The sequence below is a fragment of the Streptomyces silvisoli genome (assembly GCF_029269905.1).
Lineage (GTDB): Bacteria > Actinomycetota > Actinomycetes > Streptomycetales > Streptomycetaceae > Streptantibioticus_A > Streptantibioticus_A silvisoli_A.
This window is the reverse complement of sequence record NZ_JARJBC010000018.1, coordinates 23,051-40,975: the sequence shown is the minus strand read 5'-3', so window position 1 is coordinate 40,975 and position 17,925 is coordinate 23,051. Positions and strand designations below refer to the sequence as shown.

14 protein-coding genes are annotated in these 17,925 nt (G+C 72.3%); 4 read left to right on the top strand and 10 right to left on the bottom strand.

Annotated features, from left to right (window positions below; translation table 11 throughout):
* Window positions 1-730: 730 nt before the first annotated feature.
* Window positions 731-1,093, top strand: coding sequence for a hypothetical protein (locus tag P3G67_RS25315; protein ID WP_276095558.1), 363 nt, complete (start codon window positions 731-733; stop codon window positions 1,091-1,093).
* A gap of 17 nt (window positions 1,094-1,110) precedes the next feature.
* Here the strand turns inward: P3G67_RS25315 and P3G67_RS25310 are convergent, their stop codons facing one another.
* Window positions 1,111-1,848 carry a flavodoxin family protein gene (locus P3G67_RS25310; RefSeq protein ID WP_276095557.1) on the bottom strand — a complete coding sequence of 246 codons (738 nt, stop codon included), beginning with the start codon at window positions 1,846-1,848 and terminating at the stop codon, window positions 1,111-1,113.
* 311 nt (window positions 1,849-2,159) lie between these two features.
* On the opposite strand from P3G67_RS25310, the gene P3G67_RS36120 reads away from it, so the two are divergent.
* On the top strand, window positions 2,160-2,294 hold the full coding sequence (locus P3G67_RS36120) for a hypothetical protein (protein ID WP_269858851.1): 135 nt from the start codon (window positions 2,160-2,162) through the stop codon (window positions 2,292-2,294).
* Window positions 2,295-2,344: 50 nt separating this feature from the next.
* Here P3G67_RS36120 and P3G67_RS25300 read toward each other — a convergent pair whose 3' ends face one another.
* Both P3G67_RS25300 and P3G67_RS25295 read right to left on the bottom strand, forming a co-directional pair.
* Window positions 2,345-3,970: a S53 family peptidase gene (locus tag P3G67_RS25300; protein ID WP_276095556.1), complete on the bottom strand. Its 1,626-nt coding sequence runs from the start codon at window positions 3,968-3,970 to the stop codon at window positions 2,345-2,347.
* A 152-nt stretch (window positions 3,971-4,122) separates the two neighbouring features.
* Window positions 4,123-6,954, bottom strand: a complete 2,832-nt coding sequence (locus tag P3G67_RS25295; protein WP_276095555.1) for a helix-turn-helix transcriptional regulator — start codon at window positions 6,952-6,954, stop codon at window positions 4,123-4,125.
* Between the two features lie 257 nt (window positions 6,955-7,211).
* Between P3G67_RS25295 and P3G67_RS25290 the strand changes: the two genes are divergently transcribed.
* A complete protein-coding gene (locus P3G67_RS25290) occupies window positions 7,212-8,765 on the top strand; it encodes a multicopper oxidase family protein (RefSeq protein ID WP_276095554.1) in 1,554 nt (517 codons plus the stop codon).
* Window positions 8,766-8,825: 60 nt separating this feature from the next.
* Here the strand turns inward: P3G67_RS25290 and P3G67_RS25285 are convergent, their stop codons facing one another.
* The 7 genes from P3G67_RS25285 to ddaH all read right to left on the bottom strand — a co-directional run bounded on the left by P3G67_RS25285 (window position 8,826) and on the right by ddaH (window position 16,226).
* A complete protein-coding gene (locus tag P3G67_RS25285) occupies window positions 8,826-9,125 on the bottom strand; it encodes a DUF6343 family protein (protein ID WP_276095553.1) in 300 nt (99 codons plus the stop codon).
* Between the two features lie 55 nt (window positions 9,126-9,180).
* Window positions 9,181-9,804 carry a TetR/AcrR family transcriptional regulator gene (locus P3G67_RS25280; protein WP_276095552.1) on the bottom strand — a complete coding sequence of 208 codons (624 nt, stop codon included), beginning with the start codon at window positions 9,802-9,804 and terminating at the stop codon, window positions 9,181-9,183.
* Window positions 9,792-10,520 carry an enoyl-CoA hydratase family protein gene (locus P3G67_RS25275; protein WP_276095551.1) on the bottom strand — a complete coding sequence of 243 codons (729 nt, stop codon included), beginning with the start codon at window positions 10,518-10,520 and terminating at the stop codon, window positions 9,792-9,794. The genes P3G67_RS25280 and P3G67_RS25275 overlap by 13 nt, the downstream gene beginning before the upstream one ends.
* Before the next feature lie 10 nt (window positions 10,521-10,530).
* The gene (locus P3G67_RS25270) at window positions 10,531-11,706 is read right to left on the bottom strand and encodes an acyl-CoA dehydrogenase family protein (protein WP_276095550.1); all 1,176 of its coding nucleotides are present in this window, start codon (window positions 11,704-11,706) and stop codon (window positions 10,531-10,533) included.
* Complete coding sequence (locus P3G67_RS25265; protein ID WP_276095549.1) at window positions 11,703-13,613, bottom strand: acetyl/propionyl/methylcrotonyl-CoA carboxylase subunit alpha; 1,911 nt, start codon at window positions 13,611-13,613, stop codon at window positions 11,703-11,705. Before P3G67_RS25265 ends, P3G67_RS25270 begins: the two co-directional genes overlap by 4 nt.
* Window positions 13,614-13,624: 11 nt before the next feature.
* Window positions 13,625-15,214: an acyl-CoA carboxylase subunit beta gene (locus P3G67_RS25260; RefSeq protein WP_276095548.1), complete on the bottom strand. Its 1,590-nt coding sequence runs from the start codon at window positions 15,212-15,214 to the stop codon at window positions 13,625-13,627.
* Between the two features lie 235 nt (window positions 15,215-15,449).
* Window positions 15,450-16,226, bottom strand: a complete 777-nt coding sequence (gene ddaH / locus P3G67_RS25255; protein ID WP_276095547.1) for a dimethylargininase — start codon at window positions 16,224-16,226, stop codon at window positions 15,450-15,452.
* 32 nt (window positions 16,227-16,258) lie between these two features.
* On the opposite strand from ddaH, the gene P3G67_RS25250 reads away from it, so the two are divergent.
* Window positions 16,259-17,896: an ABC-F family ATP-binding cassette domain-containing protein gene (locus tag P3G67_RS25250; RefSeq protein WP_276095546.1), complete on the top strand. Its 1,638-nt coding sequence runs from the start codon at window positions 16,259-16,261 to the stop codon at window positions 17,894-17,896.
* The last annotated feature ends 29 nt before the right edge of the window (window positions 17,897-17,925 follow it).

Here is a 17,925-nt window from a genome sequence, read left to right as displayed (position 1 = left end):
TGCGACCGGTCCCGGGGCATGGTCAACGCTGCTTGGAGCGTCAACATGCCACAGACTATCGCCCGCTGGGTCGGGCGTATCCGAGATCTCTTGACCCTCCGCCCGCCAGGCCGCGCCGCCCTGGCGGTGTCCACCAGTGCGCCCGTGAGGCTGCACGTGCCCTCCGGTGTGGGGGTGGCGCGGTGAGGACTCCACCACTGCCGTACCAGGAAGGGTGCGAAGAGTGCGCGCGGCTGAAGTCCGCCGAGCAGGCAGCTCGGTTGAACCGAAACCCGAGCAGGGAAGTCGACTATCGCGTGTTGGCTCGGCGCCATCTGCGGAGGGTTCACAGTGTGGCGTCGGTGGTGCGGCCGTGATCCCGGATGAGACAGAGCGCGTAGCAGTGGAGGACGCCCGTGATTCCGTGGCTGTGGTCCTGTCGGCGCTGCCGTATGCATCCATGCCGTACGTGACCTACATCCCGCAGGGTGAGCCCGTACCGCCGTGCCCGTTTCCCTGCCACATCTGCATCAGGAAGGGGCGCCAGAGTGCACCGGCTGACAGCGTGGATGAGTAGGCGCGGAAGGCTGCTGTGCGTCGCGTGCATCGCGTTCTGTATGGGGCTGGACAATCGCCCTGGGAATCGCCGTCTAAGCCCCCGCTCCGGCCGACCAGAGCGGGCAAGTCCCCCGATGGGGATACAGCCGGAGAGAGCCGACGGGCTCACGCTCCCGCCCCCGTCAGTCGAACGGTGGAGCCCGGCCTCCTGGCAGCCGCGGCATGCGGACAGAGTACGATCCGCGACGTCCGCGCGCTGGCCGAAGATGAAAGATGGTGGCGTGCGACGCGGAACGGCACGGACGGACAGCGGCGGTCAACCCGGTCGCTCATCAACGCCGAGGCCAATCGCCGAATCACCTTCCGCCGGTACCCGATCCGGGCCGTGCGTGCGCACCTCGCTGCGAGCGGCCTGTTCGTCCTGGCCTACCTCACCACCTCCGGCGCTGTCCTGATCTTCCGTCACTTCCGCCCCGCCACCGTCGCGGCCTTCCGTGTCCCGACCTCGGCGGCCCGGCAGGCCAGTCGCAACGACCTGGAGTTTTGTCAGGGGTGAGGTGGCGAAGCGGCCGATTACCGGTGTTCGGGGTTCTCGTAGTCGTGGCGGCAGCCAGCGTCCCAGGCGGTTCGCTGGTTGCCGTAGGCGGGGATGCCTCCGGCGTCTTTGAGCATCCGGGCCAGGTGGAGCAGGTTCCAGGTCATGAACGTGGTGTTGCGGTTGGTGAAGTCGTTCTCCGGGCCGCCTGACCCCGGGTCTAGGTACGAAGGGCCGGGGCCCGCCTCGCCGATCCAGCCGGCGTCGGCCTGCGGGGGGATGGTGTAGCCGAGGTGCTGCAGGCTGTAGAGGACGTTCATGGCGCAGTGCTTGACGCCGTCCTCGTTGCCGGTGATCAGGCAACCGCCGACCCGGCCGTAGTAGGCGTACTGTCCGGCTTCGTTGAGGAGGCTGGAGCAGGCGTACAGGCGTTCGATCACCTGCTTGGTCACCGAGCTGTTGTCACCCAGCCAGATCGGACCCGCCAGCACGAGAATGTCGGCCGCCAGGACCTTTTCGTACAGCCCCGGCCAGGCGTCGGTCTGCCAGCCGTGTTCGGTCATGTCCGGCCAGACACCGGTGGCAATGTCGTGATCGATGGCTCGCACGACGTCGACGTGGACGCCCTGCCCCTCCATGATGCCCACGCTGCGGTCGATGAGCCCCTGGGTGTTGCTGCGCAGCGGCGACCGCTTGAGCGTGCAGTTGAAGACGAGGGCCCGCAGGTCGTCGTAGCGAGCAGGCGGTGCGTCGGCGGTCGGCGACTGGGCGGTCAAGGAGCACTCCCGGGGATCTTGCCACCATGCCCTTCACGGTGGCGCAACGCTGACATCGTGCTGGCCCGGCAGCCGTCGCGGTCGCTGCGGCACAGTCAACTGTCGGCGACCACCCCGACAGTCGAACAGCCCCTGGGCAGGTCACGCCGCGCCCTGAGTAGCGCGGATGGGGTGCAGGCTCGCTGGTGTACCGCACCTATGTTCGGCTCATCGCAACCACCAGGGGTTCGCGCTGCCGGGCGCGATCGCCGTCAAGCTCGCCCGCCCGCAGCGGCGGGTGCTGGCGATGATGGGCGATCGGCTCGTTCCTGATGAACTCCCAGGAACTGGAGACCGTCGTACGCGAACACGTGCCCCTCGTCGTGCTCGTCCTGGTGGACGAGGAGTACGGCTGTCCCGGCGCGCGACCTCCGAAGTCCGGGGCCGTGGCGTTACCAACCACGTGACCATGGGCTCGGCCCGGGAGTCTGGACCCCCGGGCCGAGCCCGTACGGCGTCAGCCGAGCAGCTTCGCTGCCAGCGTCGCCGCGTTGTAGGAGCCCCAGCCGCTCACGAAGTCCCAGCCCCTGCCCGCGCTGTAGGCGCCGTTGCTGCCGCTGGTGATGTCGTGGAAGCCGGTGCCGTTCGCCGCGTACAGCTTCGGGTTGGCGAAGCCGAGGTTGGGCTTGCCGGCCGCCGCGGCCTGCTGGTTGACCAGGGCGGCGAAGGCGGCCCACTCCGGGGCGGCGGCGCTGGTGCCGCCGACCGAGGACCAACTGCCCTGCGAGTAGATGGAGACACCGGGAGACGGGTCGGCGTGCGCCGACACGTCCGGCACCTGGCGTTGGCCGCCGCCCGCGCTCTGCTGGACGGACTTCTGCCAGCTCGGGATGGAGAAGCTGGTGGAGACCCCGCCGCCGCCACCGGACCAGGCCACCTCGCTCTTCCAGGCGTTGGAGGAGCTGACGGTCAGGCGGGTGCCGCCGACACCCGTGACGTACGGGTCGCTCGCCGGGTAGTCCACCGAGGTGCCGCCGTCGCCCGCGTCGTCGGAGCCGTTGTCACCCGAGGCCGCGTAGAAGCCCAGGCCCTCGGCCGCGCCCTGCTTGAAGATGTTGTCCACCGCGGTGATGTTGGAGCTGGTGCGCTGGGTCTCGGCCGCGCCCCAGCTGATCGACGTGGTCGGGATACCGCTGTCGACGATGGCTTGGTAGGTGTCGACCTCGCCCGCGTCGGAGTTGGGGCCCTCGAAGACGGTGACGTTCGCCTTGGGCGCGATCGCGTTCAGCACCTCGATGTCCAGTTCGACCTCGACCTGGCCGTCGCCCAGCGCGCCGGAGCCGCCGTCCACCTGCTGTACGGAGGGCGCGGGCGAGTTCAGGCCGTAGTGGCTGTCGTAGGCACTGATGTTGGACTGCTGGAAGCCGTCGAACTCCAGTAGTGCGATCTTCTGGCCGCTGCCGTTGGCGGTGCCCTTCACGTTGTAGCCGCCCTTGAGCTGGGCCGGGGTGTAGCCGCCCGCGGGGCCGTTGTGCGGGGTCACGCCGGAGGGGGCCTGGTGGCGCAGTTGGAGCCGGTTGTTCAGGCCCGCCACGTCACTGACGATCGAGGCGATGGAACCGGGGAGTGTCGGCGCGGTGTCGTTGGCGTAGAAGGTGTGGCCGGACCGGGTGTCCTTCCAGGTCGACAGCCTGGTGCCGAAGGCCTTCTGCACCTGGGCGGCGGTGCCGTTGGCGTCGATCAGCAGGTTGCCGGGGTGTACCGCGGTGACGGTGAGGCCCTGGGCCCGCAGGTAGTCCCTGACCCGCTTGACCTCGGCGTCGGTGCGGCCGAACCGGGCGGCGAACTCGGCCTTGGTCAGGTAGTGGCCGTAGGAGCTGGAGCGCGGGTCGCTCACCTTGGCGATGAAGGTGTCAAGTGCCTTGTCGTCTCTGGGAGTCAGGCTCACCGCCACCGATATGCGATGGCTCGAGGCGACGGCGCCGGTGCGCACCGCGTGCGCGCCGAGGCCCTTGACCACGTCACCGGTGAGCGCCGCGCTCGCCGTGTGCGGTTGCGGCGCCGCCGCGTAGGCGGCGGGAACGGCGGCGACGAGCAGGGCCGGAACGGCGGCCAGGGCGAGCAGTTTCAGACGTGGCGTCACTGGGTCCTCCATGGGGGGACGCGCTGCCAGGGCGCTTTGGGCGCACTCTGGTCGCGCTAGGGGCGGAGCGGAACTGACACCACGCTAGAAACGGAGGGACGCTCGCATAAGCGGGGGAACCCTTGCGTCATGTGTTAACTGCCGGTGTCGTGTTAACCCGGTATGTCGACGACGCGCGGTCCCAACTCCCCCCTGGCCGAGGGAAGTTTGCTGCTGATCGGTGTGACGCTGGCGCCGAGCGGACCCACCGCCATCGCATGTGCCAGCGCCGTACGGGAGCGGACCCCGAACTTCCGGTAAACCCTGGATAGCGTGCCCTCCACCGTCTTGACGCTGATGAACAGCTCGGCGGCGACCTCGCGGTTGGTCGCCCCACCGCCCACCAACGCGGCGATCCGGGCCTCGGTGGCGGTCAGTTCGGGACCGCCGCCGCGCTCCACGGCGTCCAGCCGGGCCAGTTCCTCGGCGGACCGCGCCTCCAGCGGTGCCGCCCCGCACACCCGGGCGGTCTCCAGCGCCTCGGTCAGCGCGGCCCGCGCGGCGTTGCGGTGCCTGCCCCGCCGCTCCACCGCCCCGAGCGCGATGAGCGTACGCACCAGCTCCAGCGGAAGCGGCAGTTCACGCAGCCGGTCCGCCGAGCGGCGCAGCAGTGCCGCGCCCGACTTCGCCCGGCCCAGCGCCGCCTCGCGCAGCCCCTCGGCCCGCTCCAGGGCGGCGAACACACTGCCGGGCGGGTTCGCCGCCAGCCGGTGGGCCTCCTGGATCACCGACCCCGCCGCGTCCGTCTCACCCAGCATCACCAGCGCCTCGGCCAGATCGCCGTACCACTGCAGCAGCGGCGGATCGGCGGCGCACATCGCCGCGCCGATCTCCTTGGCCCGACGCAGCGCCTCCACCGCCGCCGCGGCGCCGTGCGTGTCACCGGGGAGCAGCGCGGCCTGACCCAGCACGGCCAGGGCGCGCAGCAGGAACAGCCGGTCGCCGTCCGCCGCGGAGGCCCGGACCGCGCGCTCCGCCAGTCGGCGCGCCTCCTGCGGGGCGCCGCCCGCGGTGGCGGCCAGCGCCGCGGCGTACAGCGCGGGCGCCGACTCCACGCCGGACTCGGTGAGCAGCCGGGTGCAGCGGGCCGCGGTGCGCAGCGCGCGACGGCAGTCGCCGGAGCGCACCTGGACCCGGGTGAGCACGACAAGGCCGGCCAGCCGGTCCTCCACTCCCGCCAACCCCTCGGTGGTGCGCAGCAGTTCGGTGATCTGGGTGTGCGCCTCGGCCACCCGGTCGGAGTCCAGCGCCAGCACCGCGCGCATCCGCACCAGCGCCCGGCTCTCCGGACCGCCGTCCGCCCCGCCGAGCAGGTTGAGTGCCGCCGTCAGCGCCGCGTCCGCCTCGGCGGCCCGACCGGCGAGAGAACGGATCCTGGCGAGGGTGGTGAGTGCTCCGGCCCGGTCGGCGCTGTCACCCGCCGCGGCGGCACGCTCGGCATGCCCCGCGGCCTGCGCCAACTCCCCGCGAAGCAGGCCGCGTAGCGCCGCCCAGTGGTACAACCGGGCCTTGAGGACCGGGTCCTGGGCCGCGTCGTGCAGCCCCTCCTCGATGAGCGAACCGGCGCCCTCCAGTGCCTGTCCGGCGTTGCGCAGCAGGACAAGCCGGGCACGCACCCGTTGCGGGGGCGAGTCGGAGCCCTCCAGCACGATCCGTGCCGCCCGGTCCGCCTCCGCGCGCTGCCCGGCGTCACACGCGTAGTCGGCGGCGGCCAGCCAGCGCTCGGCCTGTTCCGCCGGGCGGTCGGCCGGGGTGCGGCGGGCCGCGAGCACGGCCAGTTCGGCCGCCGCGCCCGGTGCGCCACGGCGGCGGGCGGACGCGGCGGCGGCCAGCAGGGTGGCGGCCGTCGCCTCGTCCTCCTGCGGATGCGCCAGCGCCAAGTGCCGGGCCTGTTCGACGGGTTCGGTCACCGCGGCGGCAAGTACGGCGTGCGCCTCGCGGCGGGCGTGCGCGGTGGCGTCGGCGTAGACGGCTGCCCGGATCAGCGGATGGCGGAAGCGCACCGCCCCGGAGCCGTCGGTACCGGCCACCCCCAGCCGTTCGGCCGCCGACAGGTGTGCCGCCGCCCCGGCCAGGCCCGCGGCGTGCAGCACGGTGAGGGTGGGCCGGGCGGCCGCGCTGCACACCAGGAGGGTGCGGCGGACCGGTTCCGGCAGGGTGCGGAACCGGTCGAGCAGCGGCGTACGGAGCCTGCGGGGCACCGGTAGCGGGCCGTCCGGTGACTCGGGCGCGCCCTCGCGCAGCACGGCTCGGGCCAACTCCAGCGCGTACAGCGGGTTTCCGGCGGCGGTGCGCTGGATGGCGCGCAGCACCGGGGGCGGCAGGTCGGCGCCGGTGGCCGCGCGCAGCAGCCGGGTGACGGTGCTGGTCGGCAGCGGGGGGACCGGCAGTTCGGCGGTGCCCGGCGGGCAGCACCGCAGCCGCTCGGGCTGCTCGCCGTCCGGTACCCGCTCGGCCGCGATCATCCGGACGTCCGCGCCGTCCAGGCGGCGCATCGCGAAGGCCAGCACTTCGGCGCTCGGCCCGTCCAGCCACTGGAGGTCGTCCACTACCAGCAGCACCCCGCCGGCGCCGGCCAGCTTGCGCAGCACTTCGAGCAGCGCGATCCGCACCGCGAGCCTGCTGTGCGCACCGGACGGTTCACGGCCGCGCAGCAGCGCGGCGCGCAGGGCGGCGCCCGGCTCGGGCGGCAGGCCGTCCAGGACGCCCCGCGGCACCACCGCGAGCAGGTCGATCAGCCCGACATAGGGCAGCGCCGCGTCCTCGCTCGCGGGTGCGCAGCGCAACACGTGGGCGGCAGGCGGCAGTTGGCGCAGGAGTGCGCCGAGCAGACTGGACCGGCCGATTCCGGCGGGGCCGTGGAAGAGGACCGCGCGGTGCGCGGCCATCGCGTCGCCAGCGGTTTCGAGCAGCCCGTCGCGGCCGGTCAGGGCTGGTTCTCGCACGGTCCCACCCTTCGCCCGGAATCCGACGACGATGGGCGGGATCGTTCGAACGCCCATGCGTGTGCTCATGACAACGTTCCGGCGAACGCTTGTCAATGGCGTCGTGTGAACGCCGGATCATGCTTCGCGGAGCCGTCGTGGTGACCGTGAGTGTCGCCCTGTTGGCGCAACGCGCGTGGCGGGCGCCGCGGGCCGGACGCAGCGTGGGGGGACAACACCGCGAGCGACGCACACGAGGCGGACGCGGACGAGGAGGCATGATGAAGCGGCGGCGTTTCCTGACGGCGGCGGCGGGGACGGGCCTGGCGGCCGGTGCCCCGTTCGGCGGACGGCTGCGGGTGCCCGGCCGCCCCGGGCTGCCGATGCCGCTGCGCAGCGCCGCCCCGCTTCCGCGTCCGTACCAGGTGCCGCTGCCCGTACCCGCGGTGCTGCGCCCGTTGCGCGCCGACGCCACCACGGACTTCTACGAGATCACCCAGCAGGTCGCGCACCTGCGCATACTCCCCGGGCTCGAAACCGAGGCATGGACCTACGACGGCAGCTATCCGGGGCCGACGCTGGTCTCCAGATCCGGACGCCGCACCGTGGTGACCCACCGCAACGAGCTGCCGCAACCGGCCGCCGTCCATCTGCACGGCGGCCACACCCCGCACGACAGCGACGGCCACCCCACCGACCTGATACTGCCGGTCGGCTGGAGCAGACGGCACCGGTACGCCATGGCCGACACCAGCGGAGTGGGTCGGATAACGCTGGGCGAGCGCACGTACAACTATCCGATGGACCAGCGGGCCGCCACGCTCTGGTACCACGACCACCGCATGGGCTTCACCGGCCCGTCCGCCTACCGCGGGCTCGCCGGGTTCCACCTGGTGCACGACGACGAGGAGGAGGCGCTGCCGCTGCCGCGCGGTGAGCGGGACATCCCGCTGATGATCACCGACCGGTCCTTCACCGCCGACGGGTCCTTCCACTATCCGGCGCTCGACCCCGAGTGGGGGATGCCCGGGGTGACCCACCACTGGATGGAAGGGATGCTCGGCGACACGATCCTGGTCAACGGCGCGCCCTGGCCGGTGCTCGACGTACGGCGGCTGCGGTACCGGCTGCGGCTGCTCAACGCCTCCAACTCCCGTATCTACCGGCTGGAGTTGGACCCACCGCCACCGGGCGGGGACGCGCTGGTGCAGATCGGCGCGGACGGCGGGCTACTGGAACGGCCGGTACCGCACGACGCGTTGCCGATGGCTCCGGCCGAACGCTTCGACGTCGTGGTCGACTTCGCCCGCTACCGGCCCGGCACCCGCGTACGGCTGGTCAACCGCCTCGGCAGCGGTACCACGGCGGAGGTGATGCGGTTCGACGTCTCCGGCGCGACCCGCGCCCCGGTCGACGAGACCGCGGTGCCAGCCAGGCTCTGCACCTTCGAACGGCTCGACCCGCGCCGCGCCATGGCGGTACGCACGTTCTCCTTCCGCCGGACGACGGCCGGTTGGACGATCAACGGCATGCCCTACCTGCCGGGGCGCTCGCTCGCGACGCCGAAGCTGGGGACGACCGAGCTGTGGCGGATCGTCAGCGACTTCCACCATCCGATACATGTGCATCTCAACCCGTTCCAGGTGGTGGCCCGTAACGGAGGGGCGCCGGGACGCCATGACGCGGGGTGGAAGGACACGGTGGACGTGCTGCCCGGGCAGTCGGCGGAGATCGCCGTGCGGTTCACCGACTACACCGGGCGGTTCCTGTTCCACTGCCACAACCTGGAGCACGAGGACATGGCGATGATGGCCGACTTCGTCACGCGGTAGCACGGGTTCCGGCGAGGGGCGCGGGTGACGGGGGCAGCGACACCCCCGCCGGTCCGGCCGTCACAACCGGAAACGGTGCCACCACGGGGTGCGGCGGTCGGCGGCGCGGTCCGCGGGCCAGTAGGGCGGGATGTCGCGGCCGGGCTGGTAGTGGGCGCCCTGGTGCATGTGGTGGACGATCACGGTGAGGTCCACCACCGCCACCAGTGCGACGGCGCCGAAGAATCCCGCCCAGCCCGGCTGCCGGGCGAGGGCGAAGCCCGCCATGGCGCCCAGTGACCAGACGAGGCCGAACAGTGTCAGCCCCAACCGCAGCCGCAGCGCGCTGCGGGCCTGTGTCGGTTCGCTTCCGGTACGCATCGCCACACATCTCCCACCGTCGTGGGTGTGCCTACTCCCAGCGTACGCGCGCCGGTCAGCCGTCCCGGCGCAGCGCGGAGTCCAGGATCCGGGACCACTCCCGCACGATCGCGGTGCGCCGCGGGGTGTCGTCGCGCAGCAGAGTGGCGAGGCCGAGGCCGCGCGCCATGTCCAAGGTGGCCTGCACCGTCTCCCGTACCCCCGGCACGGTCTCGTCCGCGCCCAGGAACTCCACCGCCAGCCGGTGTGCCTCCCGTCCGATGCGGCTCTCCAACGCCACGACCCGCGGCCTTAGTTGGACCTCGTCGGCGGCTGCCACCCACAGGTGCAGCGCCGCCCGGAACAGCGCTCCGGTGTAGACGCCGACCAGCATCTCCACCACCGCACGGGTGCGTGGAACCCCGCTGTCCGGCAGGGTGCGGGCGTGCTCGCGCAGCGTCGCCAGCCATTCCTCCGCGACATGCTCGATGGCCGCGGTGAACAGGTCCTCCCGGGTGCGGAAGTGGTGCTGGGCGGCACCCCGGGACACCCCGGCCCGCTCGGCCACCACCGCGACCGTGCTGCCGCCCCAGCCGCGCTCGGCGAGGCAGGCCACCGCGGCCTCCAGCAGTCGCCGCCGGGTCGCCCGGCTGCGGTCCTGCTTGGGGAAGGTGGCGGTGCGCGGCGTCACAACACCCATTGCGGCTCCCGGCGTTCGAGGAAGGCGCGGATGCCTTCGGCCGCCTCCGCCGAGGCGAACAGCCGGGCGGACTGCTCGGCGTACGCCTCGGCGTCCCGGTCGAAGCCGCGCAGTACCGCGGCGCTGATGAGCCGCTTGGACTCGGCCAGGCCCTGCGGGGAGGCGGCCCGCAGCCCGTCGAGGATGCCGTCCAGCGCCTCCAGGCCGGCGCTCACCAGCCCCATCCGCACCGCCTCGGCGGTGTCGAACACCTCGCCGGTGAGGTAGTAGCGGGCCGCGTCCGCGGCGGGTATCCGTGGCAGCACGGTCAGCGAGATGACGGCCGGGGCCAGGCCGAGCCGTGCCTCGGTGAAGGCGAAGGTGGCCTTCGGCCCGGCGACCGCGATGTCACAGGCGGCCAGCAGCCCCAGGCCCCCGGCCCGGACATGGCCGGTCACGCAGGCCACCACCGGCTTGGTCGACTCCACGACGGTGCGCAGCAGTTGGGTGAGGGCCCGTGGACCGGTGGGGGACTTCTCGGTCAGATCGGCGCCCGCGCAGAAGGTGCTTCCGGTGTGGTTGAGCAGTACGGCGCGGGTGTCCGGGGCCTTGTCCGCCGCCGCCAGCGCCTCGTGCAACTCGGCGACCAGCCCGGTGGACAGGGCGTTGCGGTTGTGCGGCGAGTCGAGGGTGAGGATCCGGATGCCGCGTTCGTGGTCCTGTCGGAGGTGGGGCATGCGGGGCTCCTCAGTAGGACTTGGGCAGGCCGAGGGTGTGGTGGCAGATGAAGTTGAGCACCATCTCCCGGCTGACCGGGGCGATCCGGCCGACCCGGGACGCGGTCAGCAGCGACGCCAGGCCGTACTCCTTGGTGAGCCCGTTGCCGCCGAGGGTGTGCATGGCCTGGTCGACGGCGTGCGCCCCGGCTTCCGCGGCCGCGTACTTGGCCATGTTCGCCGCCTCTCCGGCGGCCATGTCGTCGCCGGCGTCGTACAGGAACGCCGCTTTGCGCATCATCAACTGGGCCAGTTCCAGCTCGATCCGCACCTGGGCCAGCGGATGGGCGATCGCCTGGTGCGCGCCGATCGGCGTGTCCCAGACCCGCCGGGTGCGGGCGTACTCCACGGCCGTGTCCAGCGCGTAGCGGCCCATTCCCAGGGAGAACGCGGCCGTCATGATCCGCTCGGGGTTGAGCCCGGCGAACAGTTGCAGCAGGCCCGCGTCCTCGTCGCCGACGAGCGCGTCGGCGGGCAGCCGTACCTCGTCCAGGAACAGCTGGAACTGCTTCTCGGGCGCGGCCAGTTCCATGGGTATCGGCCGGAACTCGAAGCCCGGTGCGTCGCGCGGGACGATGAACAGGCAGGGCTTGAGCTTGCCGGTCCTGGCGTCCTCGGTCCTGCCGACGATCAGGGTCGCGTCGGCGATGTCCACGCCGGAGATGAAGACCTTGCGGCCGGACAGCAGCCAGTCGCCGCCGTCCCGGCGGGCGGTGGTGGTCAGCCGGTGCGAGTTGGAGCCCGCGTCGGGCTCGGTGATGCCGAACGCCATCCGCACCGAGCCGTCGGCGAGACCCGGCAGCCAGCGAGCCCTCTGCGTTTCGGTGCCGAACCTGGCGATGACGGTGCCGCAGATGGCGGGGGAGACCACGAGCAGCAGCAGCGGGCAGCCGGTCGCCCCCAACTCCTCCAGCACGATGGACAGTTCGGTGATCCCGCCGCCCCCGCCGCCGTACTCCTGCGGCAGGTTGACGCCCAGGTAGCCCAGCTTGGCCGCCTCCCGCCACAGCTCGTCGGTCTGCCGTCCCTCGCGGACGACCGAGGTGAAGTACTCGCGGCCGTAGCGGCGGCCCAGGGCGGTGACGGCGGAGCGCAGCGCGCGGCGTTCCTCGCTGTCCAGCAACGCGTTGTCCAGGGTGACGCTCATTCGGTGGTGCCCTCCTGCGTGACGACGGCCAGTACGGTGCCGACCTCGACCTGACGGCCGACGGCGGCCTGGAGCGTGCTGAGGGTGCCGGAGGCGGGGGCGGTGATCTGGTGCTCCATCTTCATCGCCTCCAGCCAGACCAGCGGTTGCCCGGCCGCCACCCGGTCGCCGACGGCGACCTCGGCGACGCGTACCACCGTGCCGGGCATCGGGGCGATCAGTGAACCCGGCGCGGTACGGGTGTGCGGCTCCGGGAAGCGCGGCAGTGCGGTGAGCGCGACCGCGCCGAGCGCCGAGTCGACGTACACCCGGTCCCCGTACACCGAGACCTCGAACTCGCGGCGCACACCGGCCACTTCGAACACCGCACGGTCCGTGGTGTGGGTCAGCAGCCGGACGTCCGGGTGGCCCTCGGCCAGCAGCCCCTCGCGGCCCAGCCGGTAGCGGACCTCGTGCTCCTCGCCGTTCGGCGCGGCGCGGTACCGCTTGGACTGCGGCTGCGACGGTACGTTGCGCCAGCCGCCGAACGGCGAGCGGCCCGCGGCGTCGCACAGCGCCGCGGCCAGCGCGGCGAGCCGAACCGGCCCCGGATCGCTGGAGGCCGGCGGCAGCTGGCCGAGGAACGCCGTGCTCACCCCGCCGTCGACGAACCGCGGATCGCGCAGCACCCGCACCAGCAGGTCGCGATTGGTGACCGGGCCGTGGATCCGGGCCCGTTCCAGCGTGTGGGCGAGCAGCCGCAGCGCCTGCTGCCGGGTCGGCGCGTGGGCGATGACCTTGGCGAGCAGCGGGTCGTAGTGCGTGGTGACCGTGCTGCCGTCCTCGACGCCGGAGTCCACCCGTATGCCGTCGGCCGCGCGGACGGCGAAGCGGTGCACGGTGCCGGTGCGCGGCTGCCAGTCGTGGGCCGGGTCCTCGGCGTAGAGCCGGGCCTCGATCGCGTGCCCGCTCGGCTGCGCGGGCTCGCCGGGCAGCCGGGCGCCCTCGGCCACCCGGATCTGCCAGGCCACCAGATCAATGCCGGTCACGCACTCGGTGACCGGGTGCTCCACCTGTAGGCGGGTGTTCATCTCCAGGAAGTACGGGCGGCCGTCCCCGGAGACCAGGAACTCCACGGTGCCCGCCCCGACATAGCCGATCGTCCGTGCCGCCTCGCGGGCCGACTCGTACAGCGTGCGGCGCAGTTCGTCGCCGATGCCGGGGGCCGGGGTCTCCTCGATGACCTTCTGGTGCCGCCGCTGCACCGAGCAGTCCCGCTCGCCGAGCGTCCACACCGTGCCGTGCGCGTCCGCCAGCACCTGCACCTCGATGTGGCGGCCGTCCTCGACGTACGGCTCGACGAACACCTCGCCGTCCCCGAACGCGGCGCTCGCCTCGGCCTCCGCCGCGGTCAACTCTCCTTGGAGCTGGCCGAGTTCGCGGACGAGGCGCATACCGCGTCCGCCGCCGCCCGCGGCGGCCTTGACCAGCAGCGGCAGTTGGTCCGTTGTGGCGGTCGCCGGGTCGACCGGTTCCAGCAGCGGCACACCGGCCTTCGCCATCAGGGCCTTGGCCCGGGTCTTCGACCCCATCGCCTCGACCGCCTCGGGCGGCGGGCCGATCCAGGTCAACCCGGCGTCCAGTACGGCACGCGCGAACCCGGCGTTCTCAGAGAGGAATCCGTACCCCGGATGCACCGCGTCCGCGCCCGCCGTGCGCGCGGCCCGCACGATCAGCTCGCCGCGCAGATACGTGTCGCCGGGCGCGCTGCCCGGCAGCCGCACGGCGGCGTCGGCCTCGCGTACGTGCGGGGCGTCGGCGTCCGGGTCGGAGTAGACCGCGACGGTGGCGATGCCGAGTTCGCGGCAGGTCCTGAAGATCCTGCGGGCGATCTCGCCGCGGTTCGCCACCAGCAGGGAAGAGATCACGTAGCAGCCCCCTACATCCGGAAGACGCCGAATCCGCCGCGCGCCCCTTCGACGGGCGCGCTGTGGATGGCCGAAAGGCACAGGCCGAGCACCGTGCGGGTGTCCCGCGGGTCGATCACACCGTCGTCGTGGAGCCGTCCGGACAGGAACATCGGCAGTGACTCCGACTCGATCTGCCGCTCCACCGCCTCGCGCAGCGCGGCGTCGGCCTCCTCGTCGTACGGCCTGCCCTGCGCCGCCGCCGACTGGCGGGCGACGATGGACAGCACTCCGGCGAGCTGCGCGGGACCCATCACCGCCGACTTGGCGCTCGGCCAGGCGAACAGGAAGCGCGGCTGGTACGCCCGGCCGCACATGCCGTAGTGGCCCGCGCCGTAACTCGCGCCCATCAGCACGGAGATGTGCGGGACCCTGGAGTTCGCCACCGCGTTGATCATCATCGCGCCGTGCTTGATGATGCCGCCCTGCTCGTACTCCCTGCCCACCATGTAGCCGGTGGTGTTGTGCAGGAACAGCAGCGGGATGTCGCGCTGGTTGGCCAGTTGGATGAACTGCGCCGCCTTCTGCGACTCGGCGCTGAACAGCACGCCCCGCGCGTTGGCCAGTACGCCCAGCGGATAGCCGTGCAGTTCGGCCCAACCGGTCGCCAGGCTCGGCCCGTAGAGCGGCTTGAACTCGTCGAACGCCGAGTCGTCCACCACCCTCGCGATCACCTCGCGTGGGTCGAACGGGACACGCAGGTCGCCGGGCACGATGCCCAGCAGTTCCTCCTCGTCGTGGCGCGGCGGCAGCGGGTCGGGGCGCGGTGCGGGCCCCGACTTGCGCCAGCACAGCCGGGCGACGACCCGTCGGGCGGTGCGCAGCGCGTCGGGTTCGTCCACCGCGAAGTAGTCGGCGAGGCCGGAGGAACGGGCGTGCATCTCGGCGCCGCCGAGCGACTCGTCGTCGCTCTCCTCACCGGTGGCCATCTTCACCAGCGGCGGCCCGCCGAGGAAGACCTTGGAACGCTCCTTCACCATGATCACGTGGTCGGACATTCCCGGTATGTACGCCCCGCCCGCGGTGGAGTTGCCGAACACCACGGCCACGGTGGGGATTCCGGCGGCGGACAACCGGGTCAGGTCCCGGAACAGCGCGCCACCGGGGATGAAGATCTCCTTCTGGCTGGGCAGGTCGGCGCCGCCGGACTCGACCAGGCTGACCAGCGGAAGCCGGTTGGCGAACGCGATCTCGTTGGCGCGCAGCGCCTTCTTGAGCGTCCAGGGGTTGCTCGCGCCGCCGCGTACCGTGGGGTCGTTGGCGGTGATCACGCACTCGGTGCCCTTGATCACGCCGATGCCGGTGACCATGGAGGCACCCACCGGGTAGTCGCTGCCCCAGGCGGCCAGCGGGGAGAGTTCGAGGAACGGTGTGTCCGGGTCGAGCAGCAGCTCGATCCGCTCGCGGGCCAGCAGCCTGCCGCGTGCTCGGTGCCGGTCCACGTACTTCTGGCCGCCTCCGGCGATGGCTTTGGCGTGTTCGGCGTCCAGTTCGGCGAGGCGTGCGAGGGCGGTCTCGCGGTTCGCCAGGTATTCGGGCCCGGCGAGGAGCGTATTGGCCATGCGGGCCTCCCAGTTGACGTGGTGTCAGTTCGGGTCTGGCTTCGCCACGGGAGAAGGCTGGCACCGCGACAGGGAACAATCAAGCGTGCTTGCATGGTTTTTCGCCTTCCGGCCGGGATGCCGGGGCTGAGTCGGCCCGACACCGAGAAAGCCCGCCGCGTCGGTGCGTGACCACGACGGTGGAGCCCGGCGGGGCCGCACTCGCAGCGACCTCCCGCCCACCATCCGGCAGGCGTCAGCCGTACAACTCGCGCACACGAACCGAGAGGCAGGTGACGCAGCCCTCGCGCTTCTCGAACTCCGTGAGGTCGACCGGGACCGGGGTGTAGCCGAGAGCGGCCAGCAGCTCGGCCGTCTTCGGGGCGGAAGCCGACATCAGCAGCCGGTCGGCGCCCAGCAGGACGACATGCGCCCCGGCCTCCTCCGGCACCGGCAGGAAGTGCGGGAACACCGACGGATCGTCCACCAGCGGCGGATGGCCGATCACCGTACCGTCCGGCAGCGCGGTCACCGCCGACTTGAGGTGCAGCACCCTGCTGACCGGCACGGCCACCACTCGGGCGCCCAGTGGCGCGAACGCGGCGCGCAGTTGCCGTACTCCGGCCGCGTTGGTGCGGCCACCGCGGCCCACGTACACCGTGTCACCGATCTTGAGCACATCGCCACCGTCCAGGGTTCCCGATTCACGGACGTGGTTGATGGACATCCCGAGGCCGGACGCCGCCCGCTCGGCCGCCTCGGTCTCCGGTCTGCGGGACCGCGCCCCCGGGCGGCCGATCAGCGCGACGTTGCGGAAGACGACCATGGTGTCCTCGACGAACACCCCGTCCGGGCACTCGTCGGCGGCAGCGACCTCGACGGTCTGCCAGCCGTGCGCCCGCAGGGTCTCGACATAGCCCTCCCACTGCCGCAGAGCCAGCGCCGCGTCGACCGGTTCGGGTGCGATGTGGGTGACCAGACCCTCCGCGAGGCGCGGGCTGGGGCGGCGGACGAGGGCCTTCTTACTGGGCACGGCACATACCTCCAGCTAGGATTTACTCCCTTATGAGTGCCACTCTCGTCGCCAAGGGCCTCGCCGCAGGACACGGCGACCGCATCCTGTTCTCCGGTCTGGAACTCGTCGTCGCACCCGGTGATGTCATCGGGCTCGTCGGGGCCAACGGCGCCGGGAAGTCCACGCTACTGCGGCTGCTCGCCGGTCTCGACGCCCCGGAGCGGGGAACGTTGCGGCTCAGCCCGCCCGCGGCGGTGGTCGGTCATCTGCCGCAGGAGCCGGAGCGCAGGTCCGACGAGACGGTACGGGCCTTCCTCGCCCGCCGCACCGGTGTGGCCGCCGTCCAGCGTGAACTCGACACCGCCACCGAGGCCCTGGTCGACGGAGCGCCGGGCGCCGACGACGCGTACGCCACCGCACTGGAGCGCTGGCTGTCGCTCGGCGCGGCCGACCTGGAGGACCGCGCGGAGACGGTCGCCGCCGACCTCGGCCTGACCGTCGACCTCGACCAGCCGATGGCCTCGCTCTCCGGTGGCCAGGCCGCGCGTGCCGGTCTCGCCTCGCTGCTGCTCAGCCGGTACGACGTCTTCCTGCTGGACGAGCCCACCAACGACCTCGACCTGGACGGCCTCGACCGGTTGGAGGCCTTCGTCACCGGACTGCGTGCCGGAACCGTCGTGGTCAGCCACGACCGCGAGTTCCTCACCCGCACCGTGAACCGCGTGGTGGAACTCGACCTCGCCCAGCAGCAGGTGAACGTCTACGGCGGCGGCTACGAGGCGTACCTGGAGGAGCGCGCGGTCGCCCGGCGGCACGCCCGCGAGGAGTACGAGGAGTACGCGCAGAACCGGTCCGACCTGCTGGCCCGGGCCCGTATGCAGCGCGCCTGGATGGAGAAGGGCGTGAAGAACGCCCGCCGCAGGTCCACCGACCACGACAAGATCGGCCGCAACGCCCGGGTGGAGACCACCGAGAAGCAGGCCGCCAAGGCCCGGCAGACCGAGCGCCTCATCGAGCGGCTCGAAGTGGTCGAGGAACCGCGCAAGGAGTGGGAGCTGCGGATGAGCATCGCCGCGGCACCCCGCGCCGGAGCGGTGGTGGCCACCCTGCGCGGCGCCGAAGTACGGCGCGGGACCTTCCAGTTGGGGCCGGTGGACCTCCAGGTCGACTGGGCGGACCGGATCGCGATCACCGGTGCCAACGGCTCCGGCAAGTCCACCCTGCTCGGCGCCCTGCTCGGCCGGATCCCGCTGACCGCGGGCGCGGCCTCGCTCGGGCCCGGCGTGGTGGTCGGCGAGGTGGACCAGGCCCGGGGGCTTTTCTACGGAGATGAGGCTCTCCTGGACGCCTTCGGCGCCGTCGTGCCGGAGATGCCTGCGGCCGAAGTCCGTACGCTTCTGGCCAAGTTCGGACTGAAGGCCGACCATGTGCTGCGCCCGGCCGCCACGTTGTCGCCGGGGGAGCGGACCCGGGCGGCGCTGGCCCTGCTCCAGGGCCGCGGCGTGAACCTGCTGGTGCTCGACGAGCCCACCAACCACCTTGACCTGCCCGCCATCGAGCAGTTGGAGTCCGCGCTGGCCTCCTACGACGGCACGCTGCTGCTGGTCACCCACGACCGCCGGATGCTCGGCGCGGTGCGTACCAACCGGCGGATCGAGGTGGCGGACGGCAAGGTCGTCGAGGCCTGAGCGGCGGGCCACCCGCACCCCGGGGCGGC